This is a genomic window from Thiocapsa bogorovii, assembly GCF_021228795.1.
In the GTDB taxonomy this organism is placed as follows: domain Bacteria; phylum Pseudomonadota; class Gammaproteobacteria; order Chromatiales; family Chromatiaceae; genus Thiocapsa; species Thiocapsa bogorovii.
The window spans coordinates 4568722-4586160 of record NZ_CP089309.1 but is presented as its reverse complement, the minus strand read 5'-3'; the positions used below and the strand labels follow the sequence as shown (position 1 = coordinate 4586160).

Genomic DNA, 17439 nt, shown 5'->3' with positions numbered 1-17439 from the left:
GCAACTCGCCGCGGACATGATCGCCCCTCCCGGTCAGAATGGACCCCGTCCCGATGCATGGAGCGGGTCCATCGAACGTTGAAATCGGACGCTGACCAGGCGGCCCTGCTCATGATGTGCGCTCAAAGTCTGCTCTGGACCGATGGAATATCAGCGAGCAACCACCGCCAAGGTTCAAGCGGTTTGATTGATCTAGGTCATGGGCTTGTGAAGGTACAAATCGGAATCTCCGACCCGGATGCAGCGGGGGATAATTTTGAAATGCTGGCTCGGCGCAGAGCAACCCGCGGAATTCCTTCCCCGGGTGGTCGACCTGCCGGCAAACGCCGTTGTGGCTGCGACGTCCTGTTCGCCGGGTTTGCCGAGCCCGAGATCAAGCGAATGCGGATCTCGGTCAGGGCGCGATCCAGCACGCCGCCGGAGTTGGCTGGCTAGGGCGTGGAGTGCAAGCGGTTCGTCGCCAGATGAAAACGACCGGCGATCAGTTCAGGCAAACTGCGCTCGGCGTCATCCAGCACGCTGTTGATCGCCTCGGATTCCTCCTTGGACGGGCGACCCAAAACATAGCCGACGACCTGGGCCTTGTTTCCGGGATGTGAGATACCGATCCGCAGACGCCAAAAATCGGCACTTCCAAGGGCCGTGATGGTATCGCGCATCCCATTGTGGCCGGCATGACCACCGCCCCGCTTGAGCTTGACGCGCCCGGCGGGCAGATCGAGCTCGTCATAGGCCACTAGGATCTGTTCCGGCAGGATATCGAAATAGCGCGCAACGGCCACAACCGAGCGACCGCTATGATTCATATAGGTCATCGGTTTGAGCAGGCGGAGGTCCGAGCCTGCGACGCTGACTCGACAGAGCTGCCCTTGAAATTTGGGCTCCGCGCGGAAGGTTTCGCGAAAGTCACGGGCAACCCGATCGACGAGCCAAAAGCCGACGTTGTGACGCGTCGCCTCGTACTGCTCGCCCGGATTACCGAGCCCGACGATCAGACGGATACCGACAGACGCGCTCACCGCAAGCCACCGACCGAGAGCCGCCCGTCCCTCGGCGAGGGCCGGCGCAGCCCGGAGGCTCTACACAAGCATCCAAGGCCGGGGAGCCAGCCCTCGCATCTGCGGTGGTCGTGGAAAGTGCCCCGGTCGGGGCGGCGAATCCGCACGGGCGTCATCCGCGAAAAGCATCCCGGGATGTCAGACGCCTTCCTCTTCCCCTTCGCCCTCGCCTTCCTCCTCGTCGCCGCCACCGCGCGGACCGTAAATCATGGCGACGGGCTCATCCGAATCGGGGGCATGGGCGAGACTGACACCCTCGGGCATCGAGATATCGGACAGGTGGACGATTTGACCGATCTCCAACTCGCCCATGTCCACGGTGATGAACTCGGGAAGATCCTTGGGTAGGCAGACGATCTCGAGCTCAGTGATGTTGTGGGACACCTGCCCGCCCATCTTCACGCCCTTGGAGCGCTCCTCGTTGATGAAATGCAGGGGCACACTCATGCGAAGCTTCTCGTCCTGGGTGATTCGCATGAAGTCCACGTGCTGCACGAAGGGCTTCGCGGGATGACGCTGCAGGTCCTTCAAAACGACCTTGACCGAGCGCTCCCCGATCTTCAGATCCAGGACGTGCGAGTAGAATGCCTCGTGCTCGAGGTGCTTGAGCAGTTCGTTATGGCCGACCGAGACCATCTCGGGCTCCTGATGACCACCGTAGACAATGGCAGGCACCTGCCCGGTGCGACGCAGGCGGCGGCTCGCACCCGTTCCTGCAAGTGCGCGGGGCTGCGCGTTGATCTCGAAACTGACGCTCATCGGCGTTCTCCGGTTGATGATGACAACAAAAAAGCGTCGGCTCCCGCGACCAGGACCGCGACGCTGGAATCAATGGATGCTGAACCGCGCTCGGTGCGGTATGCATCGTGTGTTGGAGCGGTTTGTCCGCGCCGGCTCTGGCAGTCGTCGGTGCCGGCTCGGTTCAACATACTAAAAGACATTAAACTCTAACCCGCGTGTCACTGGGATCGAGGATATCGCCGAAGCCAAACGCGCAATGAATGAAAACGCCGCATGTCGCTCTGGACGCGGTTCAGTCCACGAACAGCGAGCTGACCGACTCTTCGTTCGAGACGCGCCGCATGGTCTCGGCAAGTAGCTCGCCGATGCTCAGCTGCCTGATCTTGGGGCAAGCCTTCGCCGCGGGACGCAACGGGATGGTATTGGTCACCACCAGCTCGTCGAGTTGGGAGACCGAGATGTTGTCCACGGCGGGCCCCGAGAGCACCGCGTGCGTGCAGTAGGCGACGACCCGACAGGCACCCGCCTCCTTCAGCGCCGCCGCAGCTCGACACAGGGTGCCGGCCGTATCGACCAAATCGTCGACGATGACGCAGGAGCGATCCCGAACGTCGCCGATGATGTTCATGACCTTCGCCTCGTTGGCCCGCGGCCGGCGCTTGTCGATGATCGCGAGATCCGCATCGTCGAGCCGCTTCGCGAGCGCGCGTGCCCGCACCACACCGCCGACGTCCGGCGAGACGACCATGAGATCGTCGTAGCGTTTCCGCCAGACGTCGCCCAATAGGATCGGCGAGGCATAGACGTTGTCGACCGGGATGTCGAAAAAACCCTGGATCTGGTCTGCGTGCAGATCGACCGTCAGGACGCGATCCGCCCCGGACTGACCGATCATCTTCGCGACCAGGCGCGCCGTGATCGGAACGCGCGCGGATCGGGGCCGGCGATCCTGCCGAGCATAGCCGAAGTAAGGGATGACCGCGGTGATGCGCTTGGCCGACGCCCAGCGCAGGGCATCGATCATCACCAACAGCTCCATCAGATTGTCGTTCGTCGGAGCGCCGGTCGGCTGGACGACAAAGATATCGCGTCCACGCACATTCTCCTGGATCTCGGCCATCACCTCGCCGTCGCTGAATTGACCGACGACGGCCTTACCGAGCGGGACGCTCAAATAGCCGGCGATCTCGACCGAGAGATCCGGATTGGCATTTCCCGAAAAAACCATCAAATGGCTGGCAGGCACTGGCAATTTCCTGACGTCTCGCTGGAGGGATTCTAGAACCGAGCCCCGAATGAAGAACGACAACTCATCGGCGGAAGCGCGCGTCCGACATTGGCCGACCCCGTGAAATATCACTGCGCACGCAAAACAGGCCTTTAAGCTCGGCCGCCACCCGACAACGACGGGAGGACGACGTCAAGCCAGTGAGCACGTGCCGCGCAGTCGAGCCCGTCAAGATATGGCTGGGGCGCCAGGATTCGAACCTGGGGATGCCGGGATCAAAACCCGGTGCCTTACCGCTTGGCTACGCCCCAAAAAAATGAACTCGATGTCGAAGACGCGCGCGTGCCCCGAAGCAGAACGCAGAGTCCAGGTTCAATCAAGTCAGTGCGTCCATGTGCGCCAACAGCGGCGAGCGATTCAGCCCCCGCGCGACGAAGGCGCGCATCTCGGGCGGACACGCCTCAAGCGCTCGCTGGGCCTCGGAGCGGTCTTCGAAGGTCGCAAACACACAAGCCCCGGTCCCGGTCAACCGCCCGTTTCCCCAGCCCGAGAGCCAATCGAGTGCTGCTGCAACCGGCGCATATTCCTGCCTCACGACGCTCAAACAGTCGTTCACGACGTCGCCCGCAACGAAGTCCGCTAGTGTGGCGGGCGCTGAATCGCGTGTCAACTCAGGATGCGTAAACACATCCCTCGTCGACACCGAGCACGGAGGAGACAACACCAAGTACCAAGGCTCGGGCAACTCCACCGGCGTCAGACGCTCGCCGACGCCCTCCCCCCAAGCCGCGAATCCCCGCACGAAGACAGGCACGTCGGCGCCCAAAGGCAAGGCCAGCTCCGCGAGGGCGTCCTCGTCGAGACCCGTTGCCCAGAGTCGATTGAGCGCAACCAGCGTGGTTGCAGCATCGGAGCTTCCGCCGCCGAGCCCGCCACCCATCGGCAGCACCTTCTCGCATCGGATATTCGCCCCGAGGCGGCAACCGGTCGCCTCCCGGAGGGTAAGGGCTGCGCGAACCGTGAGGTCATCCTCGGGTGCGACGCCGGGGACCTCGGCGAGACGGCTGACCAACCCGTCCTCGCGAACCTCGAGTCGAAGCCGATCGCAGCGGTCGATGAATTGGAACACCGTCTGCAGCTCGTGATAGCCGTCCAGCCGACGCCCGACGATGCGCAGCATCAGGTTGAGCTTCGCGGGCGCGGGCCATACCGATTCGCCGGACGGCGCTCCGGTGAAAGACCCGCTCATCGGGTCGGCTCGTCGCCGGATGCACGATGCCGCTCCATGACGGCCTTGAGATAGTCGTGATCCGGATGCTCCTTCGCCGCCGCCTCCCAAACCTCGAGGGCTTCTTCGCGGCGATTCATGGCCCACAGAACCTCGCCGAGGTGCGCGGCGATCTCCCCGTCGCTCATGCGTTCGAGCGCACGCCGCAGATAATCGACCGCGGTCTCGTAATCGCCGAGCCGGTAATTGATCCAGCCCATACTGTCGAGGATCGCCGGCTCTTCCGGCTTGAGGGCATAGGCCTTCTCGATATAACCCTTGGCCTCCGCGTAGCGGTCGGTTCGATCCGCCAAGGTATAGCCGAGCGCGTTCAGGGCATCGGCATGCTCGGGGTCGATCTCGATGATCCGCCGAAGATCCTGCTCGGCGAGGGCAATCCGATCGAGCTTGACCGCCGAGAGGGCGCGCGCATACAGCAGGTTCTCGTCGTCCGGAAAGACCTGTAACGCGCTGTCGAAGACGGCCATTGCCTCGTCGGTGCGACCCACCGACTCCAGAATCTCGGTCTCGACGAGGTAAACCAAGACGGCGTTTTCCGGCCCGCGGTCGCGCAACTGTTGGAGGATTTCGCGCGCGCGTTGAACGTCGCCGCCCTTCGCGCTCAACAACGCAGTGCGGATCCGCGCATCGACCGCATTCGTACCCTCGACCTTGGCGTACCACTCCAGAGCGGCTTCGTTGTTCTCGGCACGCTCCTCGACTTGGCCCAGATAGAAAGTGGCCTCGTCGCGGCGCTCCCCGGTCTCGTAAAGACGCGTAAAGTAGATCCGCGCCGCGTCCGTGTCTTCGAGCTGCAACGACAGAACCCCGACGGCGAAGAGCACGTCCGGCTCCTTCGGACGGTTGTCGAGGAGCCGCTGAAAGACATCGCGCGCACCGGAGAATTCTTCTTCCTCGACGAGGAACTGGCCGTACAGCATCCGAAGTGCCTGATCGTCCGGGCTGCCTGCGAGATACTCCTCGAGCAAGGAGCGCGCTTCGCCGCGCTTGTCCGACGAGATCAGCAATCTCACGAGAAAGAGTCTCGGCTTGTTCCATTCCGGGCGCAGCTCGAGTGCCCGACGCGCGGCGGCATCGGCGATCTCCAGCTGGGATGCGCTGGCCGCCACCATCGCGAGCGTTTGCTGCCCGTATGCACTCTCCGGAAACTGGTCCGCCAGCGCCTGCATCAATCCGACACGGGCCTCGGCGGTCGGCGCACGCGAAATGATCGCCGCGGCATGACCGAAAGCCGTTTCAGGGTCCTCGGGGGAGAGCTGCACGAGGCGCATCAGATGCAGGAGCGCCCCTTCATGGTCGTTCACCTTGATCCGGGAGAAGGCGCCGATCTGATGCGCTCCGGTCGATTCCGGGTCAAGTTCCAGCCACCGCCTCAGGCCCTCCTCGGTCGCCGCGTCGTTGCGCGAATTGATGGCTGCACGCACGGCCAGCTCGGCCAAGCGGGGATCCCGCGTCAGATCCGCAGCCTCCATGTAGGAGGTAAAGGCGGTGTCCATGTCGCCACGACGTGCGGCGATCTCGGCAACCAGGACGGCGTAGACCTGATCGGCCGTCAGCCCCTCCAAGGCAACCGATGCGGCGGCCTCGTGGGGATGGGCAGGCGCCTCGGCGGCGCCCGAGGATTGCGGAGAGATCGCCGCCATACGCGGCGCGGGATCCGGTGTCTGCGCAAACGCCCCGGCGAACGTGAGCGTCGAAACGGCGAAGAAACCGCCGACAGCTGAAAGCAAAAACGAGCGTGGCATGGATTTGATCCGGCAAGAGCCAATCGAACGGCGATTGTGATCGTGAGAGCCCAGTATAACGAAGCAGTTCCGTCCGCCCACACACGAAAAACCACAAGATCCGCGTCGGTGGGTTTTCATCGACCTCCGAAAGTCGGACAATCACGAGGATCACCACCTGACATCCTCAGAACTATGAAGCTGCTTGTTCTCGGACTCAATCACAAGACGGCGCCGGTCGATGTCCGCGAGCGGCTCGCCTTCGGTCCCGACATCATCGTCGGAGCCTTGCGCGATCTCACCAGTTGCGACGGTGTCGCCGAGGGCGTCGTGCTCTCCACCTGCAACCGCACCGAGATCTACTCCGCGGTGCAGGATTGCTCGGAAGAGGCCGTTCGGCACTGGCTGAGCCGCTTCCACGGGGTCGAGCAGGAGCGGGTGGGTCCCTTCCTTTACGCCCATCTTGGACGCGATGCGGTCACCCATCTTCTGCGTGTCTGCAGCGGGCTCGACTCGATGGTCCTGGGCGAGCCGCAGATCCTTGGTCAGGTGAAGAACGCTTACCAGACCGCGACCGACTGCACCGCCACCGGGAAGCTGCTCGGGCGTCTCTTCCAGCACGCCTTCTCGGTCGCCAAGACCGTCCGCACCGAGACTGCGATCGGCAGCAGCCCGGTTTCGGTCGCCTTCGCCGCCGTGAACCTCGCACGCCAGATCTTCAGCGACCTCTCCCAACAGACCGCGCTCCTGATCGGGGCCGGCGAGACCATCGAGCTGGCCGCCCGCCATCTGCACCGCGCCGGCATCGGCCGGATCATCGTCGCGAACCGGACCGTCGAGCGCGCCCATGAGCTCGCCGCCCAGTTCGACGGATACGCCATCGCCCTGACCGAGATCGGCAACCACTTGGCCGAGGGCGACATCGTCATCGCCTCGACTGCGAGCCCCCTGCCGGTGCTCGGCAAGGGCACGGTCGAGCGTGCACTGAAGAAACGCAAACACCGCCCGATGTTCATGGTCGACATCGCCGTTCCGCGCGACATCGAGCCCGAGGTCAGAGAGCTCAGCGACGTCTATCTCTACACCATCGACGATCTGCAGGGCGTCATCGACGAGGGCCTACGCTCGCGCCAAGCCGCCGCTTCCCAGGCCGAAGACATCATCGCCTTCCACGCCGACGAGTTCATGGCGTGGCTGCGCTCGCTGGATGCCGCAGGCCTCATTCAGGACTATCGCCAACGCGCCGAAGAGCTGCGCGACGATGTCCTCGCACGCGCCCAGCGCCAGCTCGACGCCGGCAAGCCGCCCGCGGAAGTCCTCAACTATCTCGCCCACACCCTGACCAACAAGCTCCTGCACGCACCCAGCTCCCGCCTACGGCAAGCCGCCCGCGAGGGCGAGGCGGAGATCCTGGTGGCGGCCAACGAGCTCTTCCAGCTCGACCCGAGCCGGGCCGTCTCCACGCAATGAATCCATCGATCCGGGGCAAGCTGGAGCGTCTCTCGGAGCGCTTCGGCGAGGTCGTTGCCTTGCTTGCCGAATCAGAAACCCAATCCGATCAAAACCGCTTCCGCGAGTTGAGTCGGGAGTACGCCCAGCTCGAGCCCCTCATCGCCGCCTTCAACCGATATCGCGCGGCGGAGCTCGACGTCGCGGCTGCCGAGGAGATGCTCGGCGATCCCGAGATGGCCGCGCTTGCGCGCGAGGAGATGGACGAGGCCAACGACCGGCGCGAGCAGCTCGAGCCCGAGGTCTATCGCCTCCTCGTCCCGCCGGATCCGGACGATCAGCGCAACGTCTTTCTCGAGGTCCGCGCCGGTACCGGCGGTGCAGAGGCGGCACTCTTTGCGGGAGACCTCCTGCGGATGTACCTGCGCTATGCCGAGCTGATGCGCTGGCAGGTCGAACCCATTGCCGAGAGCCCCGGCGAGCTCGGCGGTTACAAAGAGGTGATCGTGCGCATCATCGGCAACGGCGTCTTCTCGCGCCTCAAATTCGAGCCCGGCGCGCACCGAGTGCAACGTGTCCCCGAGACCGAGTCTCAAGGCCGCGTCCACACCTCCGCCTGTACTGTCGCCGTCATGCCGGAGGCCGATTCGATCGACTCCATCGCGATCAATCCGAGTGAGCTGCGCATCGACACCTATCGTTCCTCGGGCGCAGGCGGACAGCACGTCAACAAGACCGACTCGGCGATCCGCATCACTCACTTACCCTCCGGGATCGTCGTGGAGTGCCAAGAGGAGCGCTCCCAGCATAAGAACCGGGCCAAGGCGATGTCGCTGCTCCAGGCCAAGCTACTCTCGGGCGCCCGCGAGACCCAGGCCTCCGAGCAGGCGCAATCGCGCAAACTCCAGGTCGGCAGCGGCGACCGCTCCGAACGGATCCGAACCTACAACTTCCCGCAGAACCGACTGACCGACCATCGCATCAACCTGACCCTGTACAAGCTCGACGAGATCATGACGGGCCAGCTCGATCAGGTGATCGACCCTCTGCTTCACGAGTATCAGGCCGAAGAGCTGACCGCGATGATGCATGGCTGAAACCGGATCGCACGGGGCCGCATCACAGCGGAACGGTTCGGAAACCGCTGACTCCGACAGGCTTGGCTCGGAGTCGACGACAGGACCCGGCGGGCCAGCGCGCGCGGTCGAGCTCAGCATCGACACCGTCCTGAGGGAGGCAACATCGGCGCTCGCAACCCACTGCGAAGGTGCTCCCCGCTTGGAAGCCGAGCTGCTCTTGAGCGAAGCGACGGGCTGGCCGAGGACGCGTCTCTTCGCCTGGCCCGACCATCCGCTCGCACCTCACGACTACGCCCGCTTCGACGCGCTGCTCGGACGCCGCTTGGCCGGCGAACCCATCGCCTACATCCGCGGTCGCCAGGAGTTCTGGAGCCTGGAGCTCTACGTCACGCCCGCGACCCTGATCCCGCGCCCGGAGACCGAGCTCCTGGTCGAGACCGCGCTCGCGTCTCTCCTCGCCGACGCACCGCTACAGGTCGCCGACCTCGGCACCGGCAGCGGCGCCATCGCTGCCGCCTTGGCCACCGAGCGACCGGCATGGCATCTCTTCGCGACCGATCGCTCGTCCGCCGCGCTCGAGGTCGCGCGCGAGAACCTCCTCCGGACGGCTCTGCGAAACGTGACCCTGCTCAGGGCACACTGGTCGGAGGCATTCGCGCCCGGCAGCCTGGATGCCATCGTGAGCAACCCGCCCTATGTCGCAGCCAGGGATCCGCACCTCGCCCGCGGCGATCTGCGATTCGAACCACGCGAGGCACTCACCCCGGGCGGCGACGGCTTGGATGCCTACCGGGCGATCGCGGCCGACGCATGCCGCTGCCTGCGCCCCCACGGATGGCTGATCCTCGAGCACGGCTACGACCAAGGCAGTGCTATCCGCCGAATCCTCGCCGACGCCGGTCTAAAGGCATCGAGCACCCGCACCGACCTCGCCGGCCACGACCGCCTGACCCTCGCACGCGCGTGATCGTGGCCGCCGGCTTCCAGTTCACAGCTCCCGGAACTCCGTCAGGGACTTACCGCGTGGGCCAAAGGTTTTGACGAGTCGATCGATCGCTTCATCCGCGAGCCGATGTTCGACATGCATCCGAAGCCGTAGCTGCACTGCCCGATGCTGGTGGATTGCAACGCTTAAGGCGCGTTGGAGCCCTGTTGCAGAAAACGGCCACCCATAGCCTCTCGCCGAGAGCTGTGAGCTGAGAGCTGAGAGCTGAGAGCTGAGAGCTGAGCGCTGAGAGCTGAGAGCTGAGAGCTGAGAGCTGAGAGCTGAGAGCTGAGAGCTGAGCGCTGAGAGCTGAGCGCCGGAGGCCGGAAGCCAACGGTCTGCCCATTTCCCGACGCCTTGAATCCGGCTTTAATCGCCAGTATATTAGAATTCAATTATTTTCTGACAGACCAATGACTCATGAAAGCAACCTCGATCCTCCTGATCACGACATTGATGGGATCCACCGCAGTGATCGCCGACACCCCGCCTCTTGCAGTCGACCTCGACGGCAGTTTCGAGAACGAACGCAGCTTCGCGACTCAGGCCGGTCACGACTGGTATCAGCAGCAGCGGCGGATCGCCGCCGAGCTTATGGCGGAGCACATGCTGGCGCGGCTGCACGAGGGATCCGACGAGGTCGTGGCGGAGACCTGCATCCGGGACGACGCCACGCCGTGCGGTGGGTTCGCAAGTGCCGAGTTGGAGCAGATCGCCCACGCCTTGGCGGATCCGCGCATCATCGAGCTCTTGGAGAACAGCGCCTACTACGCTGCGGTCGTCGAGGGGCGCGGATCGGTCGCGAACTGACCGCGTCGCGTCTTCGACAAGACAGGCCGGGTTGCTTTCCAGCAACCCGGCCTTTTTGATCTGTGCGGCGACGGCGCGCCCCTCAAGGGCGCTGGAGCGTCGCACGAATCCAGTCCTCCGCCTCCTCGTTGACCGCTTTCGGAGTCTTGCCCGCGCAATCGATGGGCTCGCCGATGACAACGCGGATCTTGCCGGGGAAACGCCACAGGGATCGGGCGGGCCAGCAGTCACCGGCATTGTGGGCAATCGGAACGACCTGTCGCCCGGCACGACAGGCCAACATCGCCCCTCCGGCGTTGAATCGCGCCACATGACCGGGTGGTTGACGGGTGCCTTCCGGGTAGATAACGACGCTGATCCCCTGGTCGAGCCGCTCCTGCCCCACCCGCAAGATGGTCTTCAATGCCTGCCCCGGCTGGCCTCGGTCGATTGCGATCGGCCGCAGCAGGACGAGCGCCCAACCGAAGAAAGGCACCCAAAGCAGCTCGCGCTTGAGCACCGTCGCCTGTGGCGTGAGAAGCAACTGGAGGTAGAAGGTCTCCCACTGACTTTGGTGATTGGCCAAGACCACCACCGGCTCGCCCCGAGGGAGATTTTCGAACCCGCTGACCTCGATCTCGACACCGTTGAGCTGATGCAGCAGCCACATGGTCGCCCGCGTCCAGAGGTTGACGAACCGGTAGCGCTGCTCGAAAGTTTGGAAAGGGGCCACAGCGACGGATGCTAGGCTGTGAACGATCCCCATCAGGTTGTACAACACGAAGAAGAAAATACTGCGCAGCCGGATACCGAGACCGATCGGAGTCGAGACGCGAGCGTCTCGGTCGGATGAGTCCGGTTGCTCGGGACTCGGCCCCTGCCGGAGCGCGACGTCTGCTTCGGGAAGGTCTCTTTCGGTCATGCGCTGCCCCATGACGGGTTACCTTGGATCCGGCAGGATTCTGCTTTGAGAATTCCGATGCCGCGATTAGCATAAGGATACCATGCACATCTCAGACGCCGACCGCATCAAGTCCCGCGAGATCCCCTTCCAGGAGATCCATCCGGATCCGCATCAGGCGGCGACCGCCGCACGGTTCCTGAAGGATGTGGACGGCATCCTCGGCACGGACCCCGTCGCACCGATCCTTCTCAGGGTCACCTACGACGTGCTCGTCACCCGACTCCAAGAGATCGAAGAGGCCCTGACCGAGCTGGGCCTGCATATCGACAACCGTCTGATTTACCGTGTCAAACGCGCGCTCTATTACTACACGGAAGATACCTTGCGCGCCAACTGCGGCTGTCCCGGCGGAGAAAGCAACTGCACGAAGAAGGTGTTCGCCAAGCGTTACGAGCTCATCGAGCACGGATGTCGGGACGATCGACCGGAGCATTGGCGGCGGTATTTGTAGCCTCCAGCCTCCTCCAGCATGTTGACCGCGGCCAGCACACCGACATCCGCCACCGAGCGCGTCGCACCCGAGGCGAGCGGCTTGATCGCCCGTCAGCGCGCGGTCCGCACGGGACTCCTCGGCCGGCAGCAGGTCCATGCCGACCCCGGCCGGCAGCTGGTGGCCAGTGGCCCGGGGTTCGGAGCCGGCCCCTCGGAATGACCGACGCCGAGCTCCTGCGCTACAGCCGCCAGATCCTGCTGCCTGATGTCGGAATCGAGGGTCAGGAGCGACTCCGGGCGTCCAGGGTACTGGTGGTCGGACTGGGAGGACTGGGCTCTCCCGTCGCGATGTATTTGGCCGCTGCCGGTGTCGGTCGGCTCGTGCTGGCGGATTTCGATGCGGTGGATCTGTCCAACCTACAGCGACAGATTATCCACTCTACCGCACAGATCGGACGGCCCAAGGCAGAGTCTGCCCGCACCGCACTCACCGCGATCAACCCGGACGTGGAGTTGGTCACCGTCAAACGCAGTCTCGTCGAAGAGACGCTCCCGGACATCGTCGCCGACGTGGATCTCGTACTCGATTGCTGCGACAACTTCCAGACGCGATTTGCCGTCAATGCAGCCTGCGTTGCTGCAGGGATCCCGTTGGTCAGCGGCGCCGCGATCAGGCTCGAGGGCCAAGTCACGGCCTTCTCCGGTCAACCCGGCGGACCCTGCTACGAGTGTCTCTATCCGCGCGACGGCGGCATCGACGAGACCTGCTCGGCCAACGGCGTGCTGGCCCCTGTGGTCGGCATCATCGGCAGTATCCAAGCAACCGAGGCAATCAAGATCCTGATCGGACTCGGCGAGCCCTTGTTCGGGCGCCTTCTGTTGCTCGATGCAGCGCTCATGCAATGGCGTAGCCTGCGCTTGCCTTCGGATCCGCAATGCCCGATGTGCTCCATCCAGCCCGCCTGAAAAGAGGTCGATCATGCGGCCTCGACAGCAAGCATCGTCAGCAACACCGAAACAGGGTTTCCACCGCTTTAGCGACTGAACAACCGCAGCCAGTCCATGTGCATCGGGGGCTCATCTCACCGGATAGGCGCACCCGATCCTTTCAAACGAGCCGTCGAACAGGTCACCCGTCTCATGCGCTTCGAAATCAGCCCCGATCAAATCAAAAAGGCCAACATCCCCCACGAACTGTTTCTGACCAACCTGATCGCCAACCACATCCTGCTCGCGGTCGCGATGGGCGGCTTAGCCGGGAGCTTTCCCTGGGTGATGGCCATCATCCCGGCGATCTCCTTCAGCATCCTCGGCTTCACGCTTTGGCGCGCGAAGCGCGGCATCGGCCGCGACGCCTGGTATGTCATGTGTCACTGGCAGGTCTGCGCGAAACGCAGCCGGATCTTTCTGGTGATGCTCAGCGTGCTCCTCACCGCGGTCGTGCTCGGGTGGGTCGGATACACTTACGGAGGGATGATGAAGGAGGCGGTGTGGGCACTGGTGATCGGCGTCGGTATCCTCCCGGTGATGGTCACCGTGCTCGTCTTGATCATTGTGGAGTCCGATGCCCTCTATCACGCCAACCAGGCCAAGCTGCCGGATTGGGTCGTCGCGCGCTTCCCGAACGCCGAGGCACGGGTGATCGAGGACGAGCCGCATTTCACCCATCCCGTACCCTGATCTTCGCGGCCGACCCGGAGCCGTCGGACCGGAGCCGTCGAACCGAATCAGGCAACGCCGGCAAGGGCATAATCGAGCACGATCCCGACAAAGATCGCCATGCCGAAGTAGTTGTTGTTCAGGAATGCCTTGAAACAGGGCGCCGGAGCTCGCTCTCGAATCAACACCTGTTGATAGAGCGCGAGCCCAGACGCGACCGCAAGGCCGCCGAAGAAGAAAAGCCCACGTTCAGCCAGCAGTCCGATCCAGGCCAATAGACCCAGCATCAGGACCTGCAGAAGCCCGATGACCAGGCGATCCCTTTCGCCGAAGAGGATCGCGGTCGACTTGATCCCGATCTTCAGATCGTCCTCGCGATCGACCATGGCGTACTGAGTATCGTAGATCAGCGCCCAAATCAGGGTCGCGACGAACAACAGCCAAGCGTACCCCGGGATCGCTCCGGTCACGGCCGTGAACGCCATCGGGATCGCCCAACCGAAAGCCGCGCCCAAGAACAACTGAGGCACGTGCGTGAAGCGCTTCATGAAAGGATAGATCAGGGTCAGCAGGGCCGCGACCACCGACAGCGCCACCGTCTGCCAGTTCATGAAAAGCACCAGCCCGAACGCGACGAGAGACAGAATCACGAAGACCGCCACCGCCTCTTGCGGAGAGACGACTCCGGTCGCCAACGGCCGTTCGCGGGTGCGCGCGACATGCCCGTCGAAATCCCGATCCGCGAAATCGTTGATCGCACATCCCGCGGAGCGCATCAACACGACCCCGAGTACGAAGACCGTGACCACCTGCCAAGGCGGCTGACCGTCCCCGGCCAGCCACAAGGCCCAAAGCGCCGGCCACATCAAAAGAAAGATGCCGATCGGGCGGTGCAGACGCACCAGCAACAGGTAGGCATGCAGACGCTCGCGCCAGGACGGCGAACGCCGGCTGCCGGTCTTGACCTCGGGAAAGCTCATATCGCCAATCGTCATCCGGACTGATGGGAAGATCGATAATCGCGCCGGATTATCGCACAGGCACAGACGCGAGAAGACGCGCGGTTTAGAATCCGTCCGTCGTGATGCCGCGCAGTCCGGTTCGCCGGCGGTCCACCACCGTGATCAATCCCCCCAACCCGAACACGAGGGATCCATCCCGTGCGCTACTCAACGATCCTGCTCTTGGGCGTGGCTGCGCTCTTGCCTGTACCCGGTGCGACAGGCGCCGCGGAGACGACCGGCGCGGTGCGTCTCTTCACCATTCCGGGAGACGCGCAGCTGTTTGTCGACGGCGAGCGCAAAGGCACCTCGCCGAGCACGGCGCAAGAGACCTTCCTGATCCATCTGCCCCCGGGCGAGTACCGCATCGAGGCCCGTCGCGACGGCTTCGATCCCGCCGAGGAAGATGTCTTCGTCGCCGCCGGAACGGAACAAACCCTCCAGCTCAGCCTCGCCCCTGAGATCGCCATGATCTCGATCCCCGGCGGCTGCTTCATCATGGGCAGCCCGCCCGACGAGCCCGAGCGCGACCCGGACGAGGGCCCGCAGCACGAGGTCTGCGTCCCCGCTTTCGAGATCGGTCAGCGCGAAGTCACCTTCGCCGATTGGGACGCTTGCGTCCTTGATCAGGGCTGCACCAAGCATCCGTCCGACGAGGGCTGGGGCCGCGGCGATCGCCCCGTGATCAACGTCTCCTGGGACGACATCCAGGAATACCTGCGCTGGCTGAATCGCTTGACCGACAAGGGCTACCGACTACCTACCGAGGCGGAATGGGAGTACGCTGCACGCGCCGGCACCACGACGCCCTTCAGCACCGGCACCTGCATCAGTACCGATCAGGCCAACTACGACGGCACCTTCGAGTATGCCGGTTGCGGCAAACCGACCGACGTCAATCTCGGCCGCACGGCGCCGACCGGCAGCTATCCGCCGAACCCGTGGGGCTTGCTCGACATGCACGGCAACGTCAACGAGCTGACTCAAGACTGCTGGAACGGCGGCTTCGAAGGCGCCCCCTCCGACGGCAGCGCGTGGCTTGAGGGGGATTGCACAAAACGGGTCATGCGCAGCGGCTCTTGGTACGGTTATGCCGGGTACATGCGCTCGGCCTACCGTTGCCGCGTCGGTCCCGGCTTCAATCATCGCAGCATCGGGTTCCGTATGGCACGGTCGCCGAACTCCTAAAAGGGATCCGGAACCCAACCTTTGCCTCTGAATCGGATCATTCCAGTGCCGCCGGATCAACAGAACGAAAAGGCGGATGTCGTCCGCACCGAGATCGATCTGCTGCGCGAAGCAGTGACGCGTGACAAGCTCAAGCGTACCCGCCGCCTCCTGAAGGCGATGCATCCCGCGAAGATCGCAAGCCTGTTCGAGGCGCTTACGCCCGAGCAGCGGGTCGCCGCCTGGCATCAGATCGACGAACGGGCCGAGCCGAAAGTGCTGGCGTATCTTCCCGCGCGGTTGCGCGCCCGCCTCCTCCGCGATCTCGATGCCGAGACGCGGCCGATCACCGACCTGCCGGCGGATGCCGTACCCGGCGAAGACGCGAGTCTGGAGGACGAGCCGCAAACCCAGCTGCGCGAGGTGCTCGACGCACTGAACGAGCACAAACTCAAGCGCATCGCTCGGCTGTTTCGAAAGCTGCATCCGGCGCGCATCGCCGGTTTGCTGGAGTCTTTGCCGGCGGCGGAGCGGGCCACGGCCTGGGACATGGTCGACAACGACCGCACCGGAAAGGTCTTGCGCCACCTCCAACAGGAGGTCCGTCGGCGACTCGCCGCGGAGATGGATCTTGATGATCTGGTCGATGCCGCACGCACGCTCGAGCCCGACGATCTGGTCGATCTGATCCAAGATCTACCCGAGTCGACCGGGCGGCAGATCCTCCAAGCCCTGAGCCAACGCGAGCGCGAGCGGTTGGAGTCGATGCTGTCTTATCCCGAAGACAGCGCCGGCGGTCTGATGAACATGGACCAAATCGCGGTGCGTGCCAACATCAAGATCGGTGCCTTGCTGCGGTATTTGCGTCTGTTCGAGGACCTGCCGCCGAACACCGACAAGATCTTTGTGGTCGACCGCAAGAACCACTATCAGGGCATCCTGCGGGTGCGTCGTGTTCTGACCGCACTGCCCGAGGCGTCGGTCGCGGATCTGATGGAGACGGACTTCGAGCCGGTGGCGGTGGACCAGCCAAGCGGCGCGGTGGCCCACCGCTTCGAAGAGCAGGACTTGGTCTCTGCCCCCGTCATCGACGAGAACGGCCTTTTGCTCGGGCGCATCACCATCGACGATGTGGTCGACGTCATCCGCGAACAGGCCGAGCACTCGATGATGGGCATGGCCGGACTGAACGAAGAAACCGACATGTTCGCTCCCGTGTGGACCAGCAGTCGGCGGCGCGCGGTCTGGCTCGGCATCAATCTGGTCACGGCCTTCCTCGCCGCTTGGGTCATCGGAAGGTTCGAGGCCACCTTGGAGCAGGTGGTCGCACTCGCCGTGCTGATGCCCATTGTCGCCAGCATGGGCGGCATCGCCGGCAGTCAAACCTTGACGCTCGTCATCCGCGGACTCGCGACCGGGCAGCTCGGCAGCGGGAACACCCGCATCCTCTTGTTGAAGGAAGCCGGCATCGGCTTATTGAACGGCCTACTCTGGGCGTTGGTCGTGGCGGCCCTGGCGATCCTCTGGTTCGGGAACTGGGCCATCGGCGGCATCATCGGAGTCGCCATTCTTCTGAACCTGATGTGCGCGGCCCTGTCCGGCGTCGCCATCCCGCTGCTCATGCACCGCCTCGGAATCGACCCGGCGCTCGCGGGAGGCGTGGTGCTCACCACGGTGACCGATATCGTCGGCTTTTTCGCCTTTCTGGGACTGGCAACCTTGATTCTCATTTGACCGACCGACGCCTTGCCGGACACCGCGCGGCACACACTCCACGGGCCGTTCAGCTGCCGTATCCCGGAGCTAAACCGCGTCTCCGCTGAGAGCCGTAGATGCACCCAACGTCGAGCTCACGCGAACGTGAGCATCTCGCTC

17 protein-coding genes and 1 tRNA gene are annotated in these 17439 nt (G+C 64.0%); 10 read left to right on the top strand and 8 right to left on the bottom strand.

Going from position 1 to position 17439, the window contains the following annotated elements:
* Positions 1 to 431: 431 nt before the first annotated feature.
* The 6 genes from pth to LT988_RS20320 form a co-directional block, all read right to left on the bottom strand.
* The gene (pth, locus tag LT988_RS20345) at positions 432 to 1019 is read right to left on the bottom strand and encodes an aminoacyl-tRNA hydrolase (RefSeq protein WP_232407323.1); all 588 of its coding nucleotides are present in this window, start codon (positions 1017 to 1019) and stop codon (positions 432 to 434) included.
* A 177-nt stretch (positions 1020 to 1196) separates the two neighbouring features.
* Positions 1197 to 1817 carry a 50S ribosomal protein L25/general stress protein Ctc gene (locus tag LT988_RS20340; protein ID WP_232407322.1) on the bottom strand — a complete coding sequence of 207 codons (621 nt, stop codon included), beginning with the start codon at positions 1815 to 1817 and terminating at the stop codon, positions 1197 to 1199.
* A 274-nt stretch (positions 1818 to 2091) separates the two neighbouring features.
* The gene (locus tag LT988_RS20335) at positions 2092 to 3045 is read right to left on the bottom strand and encodes a ribose-phosphate diphosphokinase (RefSeq protein WP_332460496.1); all 954 of its coding nucleotides are present in this window, start codon (positions 3043 to 3045) and stop codon (positions 2092 to 2094) included.
* A gap of 218 nt (positions 3046 to 3263) precedes the next feature.
* Positions 3264 to 3338: transfer RNA gene (locus LT988_RS20330), tRNA-Gln, on the bottom strand.
* A gap of 65 nt (positions 3339 to 3403) precedes the next feature.
* Positions 3404 to 4276, bottom strand: a complete 873-nt coding sequence (ispE, locus tag LT988_RS20325) for a 4-(cytidine 5'-diphospho)-2-C-methyl-D-erythritol kinase (RefSeq protein WP_232407321.1) — start codon at positions 4274 to 4276, stop codon at positions 3404 to 3406.
* On the bottom strand, positions 4273 to 6060 hold the full coding sequence (locus tag LT988_RS20320) for a tetratricopeptide repeat protein (RefSeq protein ID WP_232407320.1): 1788 nt from the start codon (positions 6058 to 6060) through the stop codon (positions 4273 to 4275). Before LT988_RS20320 ends, ispE begins: the two co-directional genes overlap by 4 nt.
* A gap of 174 nt (positions 6061 to 6234) precedes the next feature.
* On the opposite strand from LT988_RS20320, the gene hemA reads away from it, so the two are divergent.
* The 4 genes from hemA (at position 6235) to LT988_RS20300 (ending at position 10362) form a co-directional block, all read left to right on the top strand.
* Positions 6235 to 7509: a glutamyl-tRNA reductase gene (gene hemA / locus LT988_RS20315; protein ID WP_232407319.1), complete on the top strand. Its 1275-nt coding sequence runs from the start codon at positions 6235 to 6237 to the stop codon at positions 7507 to 7509.
* A complete protein-coding gene (gene prfA, locus LT988_RS20310; RefSeq protein WP_232407318.1) occupies positions 7506 to 8585 on the top strand; it encodes a peptide chain release factor 1 in 1080 nt (359 codons plus the stop codon). The genes hemA and prfA overlap by 4 nt, the downstream gene beginning before the upstream one ends.
* A 181-nt stretch (positions 8586 to 8766) precedes the next feature.
* Complete coding sequence (gene prmC / locus LT988_RS20305) at positions 8767 to 9534, top strand: peptide chain release factor N(5)-glutamine methyltransferase (RefSeq protein ID WP_408648019.1); 768 nt, start codon at positions 8767 to 8769, stop codon at positions 9532 to 9534.
* Positions 9535 to 9972: 438 nt separating this feature from the next.
* Positions 9973 to 10362 carry a hypothetical protein gene (locus LT988_RS20300; RefSeq protein WP_232407317.1) on the top strand — a complete coding sequence of 130 codons (390 nt, stop codon included), beginning with the start codon at positions 9973 to 9975 and terminating at the stop codon, positions 10360 to 10362.
* A gap of 82 nt (positions 10363 to 10444) precedes the next feature.
* On the opposite strand, the gene LT988_RS20295 is transcribed toward LT988_RS20300, so the two are convergent.
* Positions 10445 to 11263, bottom strand: a complete 819-nt coding sequence (locus LT988_RS20295) for a lysophospholipid acyltransferase family protein (protein ID WP_232407316.1) — start codon at positions 11261 to 11263, stop codon at positions 10445 to 10447.
* 82 nt (positions 11264 to 11345) lie between these two features.
* Between LT988_RS20295 and LT988_RS20290 the strand changes: the two genes are divergently transcribed.
* The 4 genes from LT988_RS20290 (at position 11346) to LT988_RS20275 (ending at position 13417) form a co-directional block, all read left to right on the top strand.
* Positions 11346 to 11756 carry a hypothetical protein gene (locus LT988_RS20290; RefSeq protein ID WP_232407315.1) on the top strand — a complete coding sequence of 137 codons (411 nt, stop codon included), beginning with the start codon at positions 11346 to 11348 and terminating at the stop codon, positions 11754 to 11756.
* An 18-nt stretch (positions 11757 to 11774) separates the two neighbouring features.
* The gene (locus LT988_RS20285; RefSeq protein ID WP_232407314.1) at positions 11775 to 11957 is read left to right on the top strand and encodes a hypothetical protein; all 183 of its coding nucleotides are present in this window, start codon (positions 11775 to 11777) and stop codon (positions 11955 to 11957) included.
* Positions 11954 to 12703: a HesA/MoeB/ThiF family protein gene (locus tag LT988_RS20280; protein ID WP_232407313.1), complete on the top strand. Its 750-nt coding sequence runs from the start codon at positions 11954 to 11956 to the stop codon at positions 12701 to 12703. Before LT988_RS20285 ends, LT988_RS20280 begins: the two co-directional genes overlap by 4 nt.
* Positions 12704 to 12877: 174 nt before the next feature.
* Positions 12878 to 13417 carry a hypothetical protein gene (locus LT988_RS20275; protein WP_232407312.1) on the top strand — a complete coding sequence of 180 codons (540 nt, stop codon included), beginning with the start codon at positions 12878 to 12880 and terminating at the stop codon, positions 13415 to 13417.
* Between the two features lie 47 nt (positions 13418 to 13464).
* On the opposite strand, the gene ubiA is transcribed toward LT988_RS20275, so the two are convergent.
* Positions 13465 to 14376: a 4-hydroxybenzoate octaprenyltransferase gene (ubiA, locus tag LT988_RS20270; RefSeq protein ID WP_232407311.1), complete on the bottom strand. Its 912-nt coding sequence runs from the start codon at positions 14374 to 14376 to the stop codon at positions 13465 to 13467.
* 180 nt (positions 14377 to 14556) lie between these two features.
* Between ubiA and LT988_RS20265 the strand changes: the two genes are divergently transcribed.
* Both LT988_RS20265 and mgtE read left to right on the top strand, forming a co-directional pair.
* Entirely contained in the window at positions 14557 to 15585 is a 1029-nt protein-coding gene (locus tag LT988_RS20265; RefSeq protein ID WP_232407310.1) for an SUMF1/EgtB/PvdO family nonheme iron enzyme, read from the top strand.
* Between the two features lie 45 nt (positions 15586 to 15630).
* Positions 15631 to 17298, top strand: coding sequence for a magnesium transporter (gene mgtE, locus LT988_RS20260; RefSeq protein WP_232407309.1), 1668 nt, complete (start codon positions 15631 to 15633; stop codon positions 17296 to 17298).
* Positions 17299 to 17439: the final 141 nt, after the last annotated feature.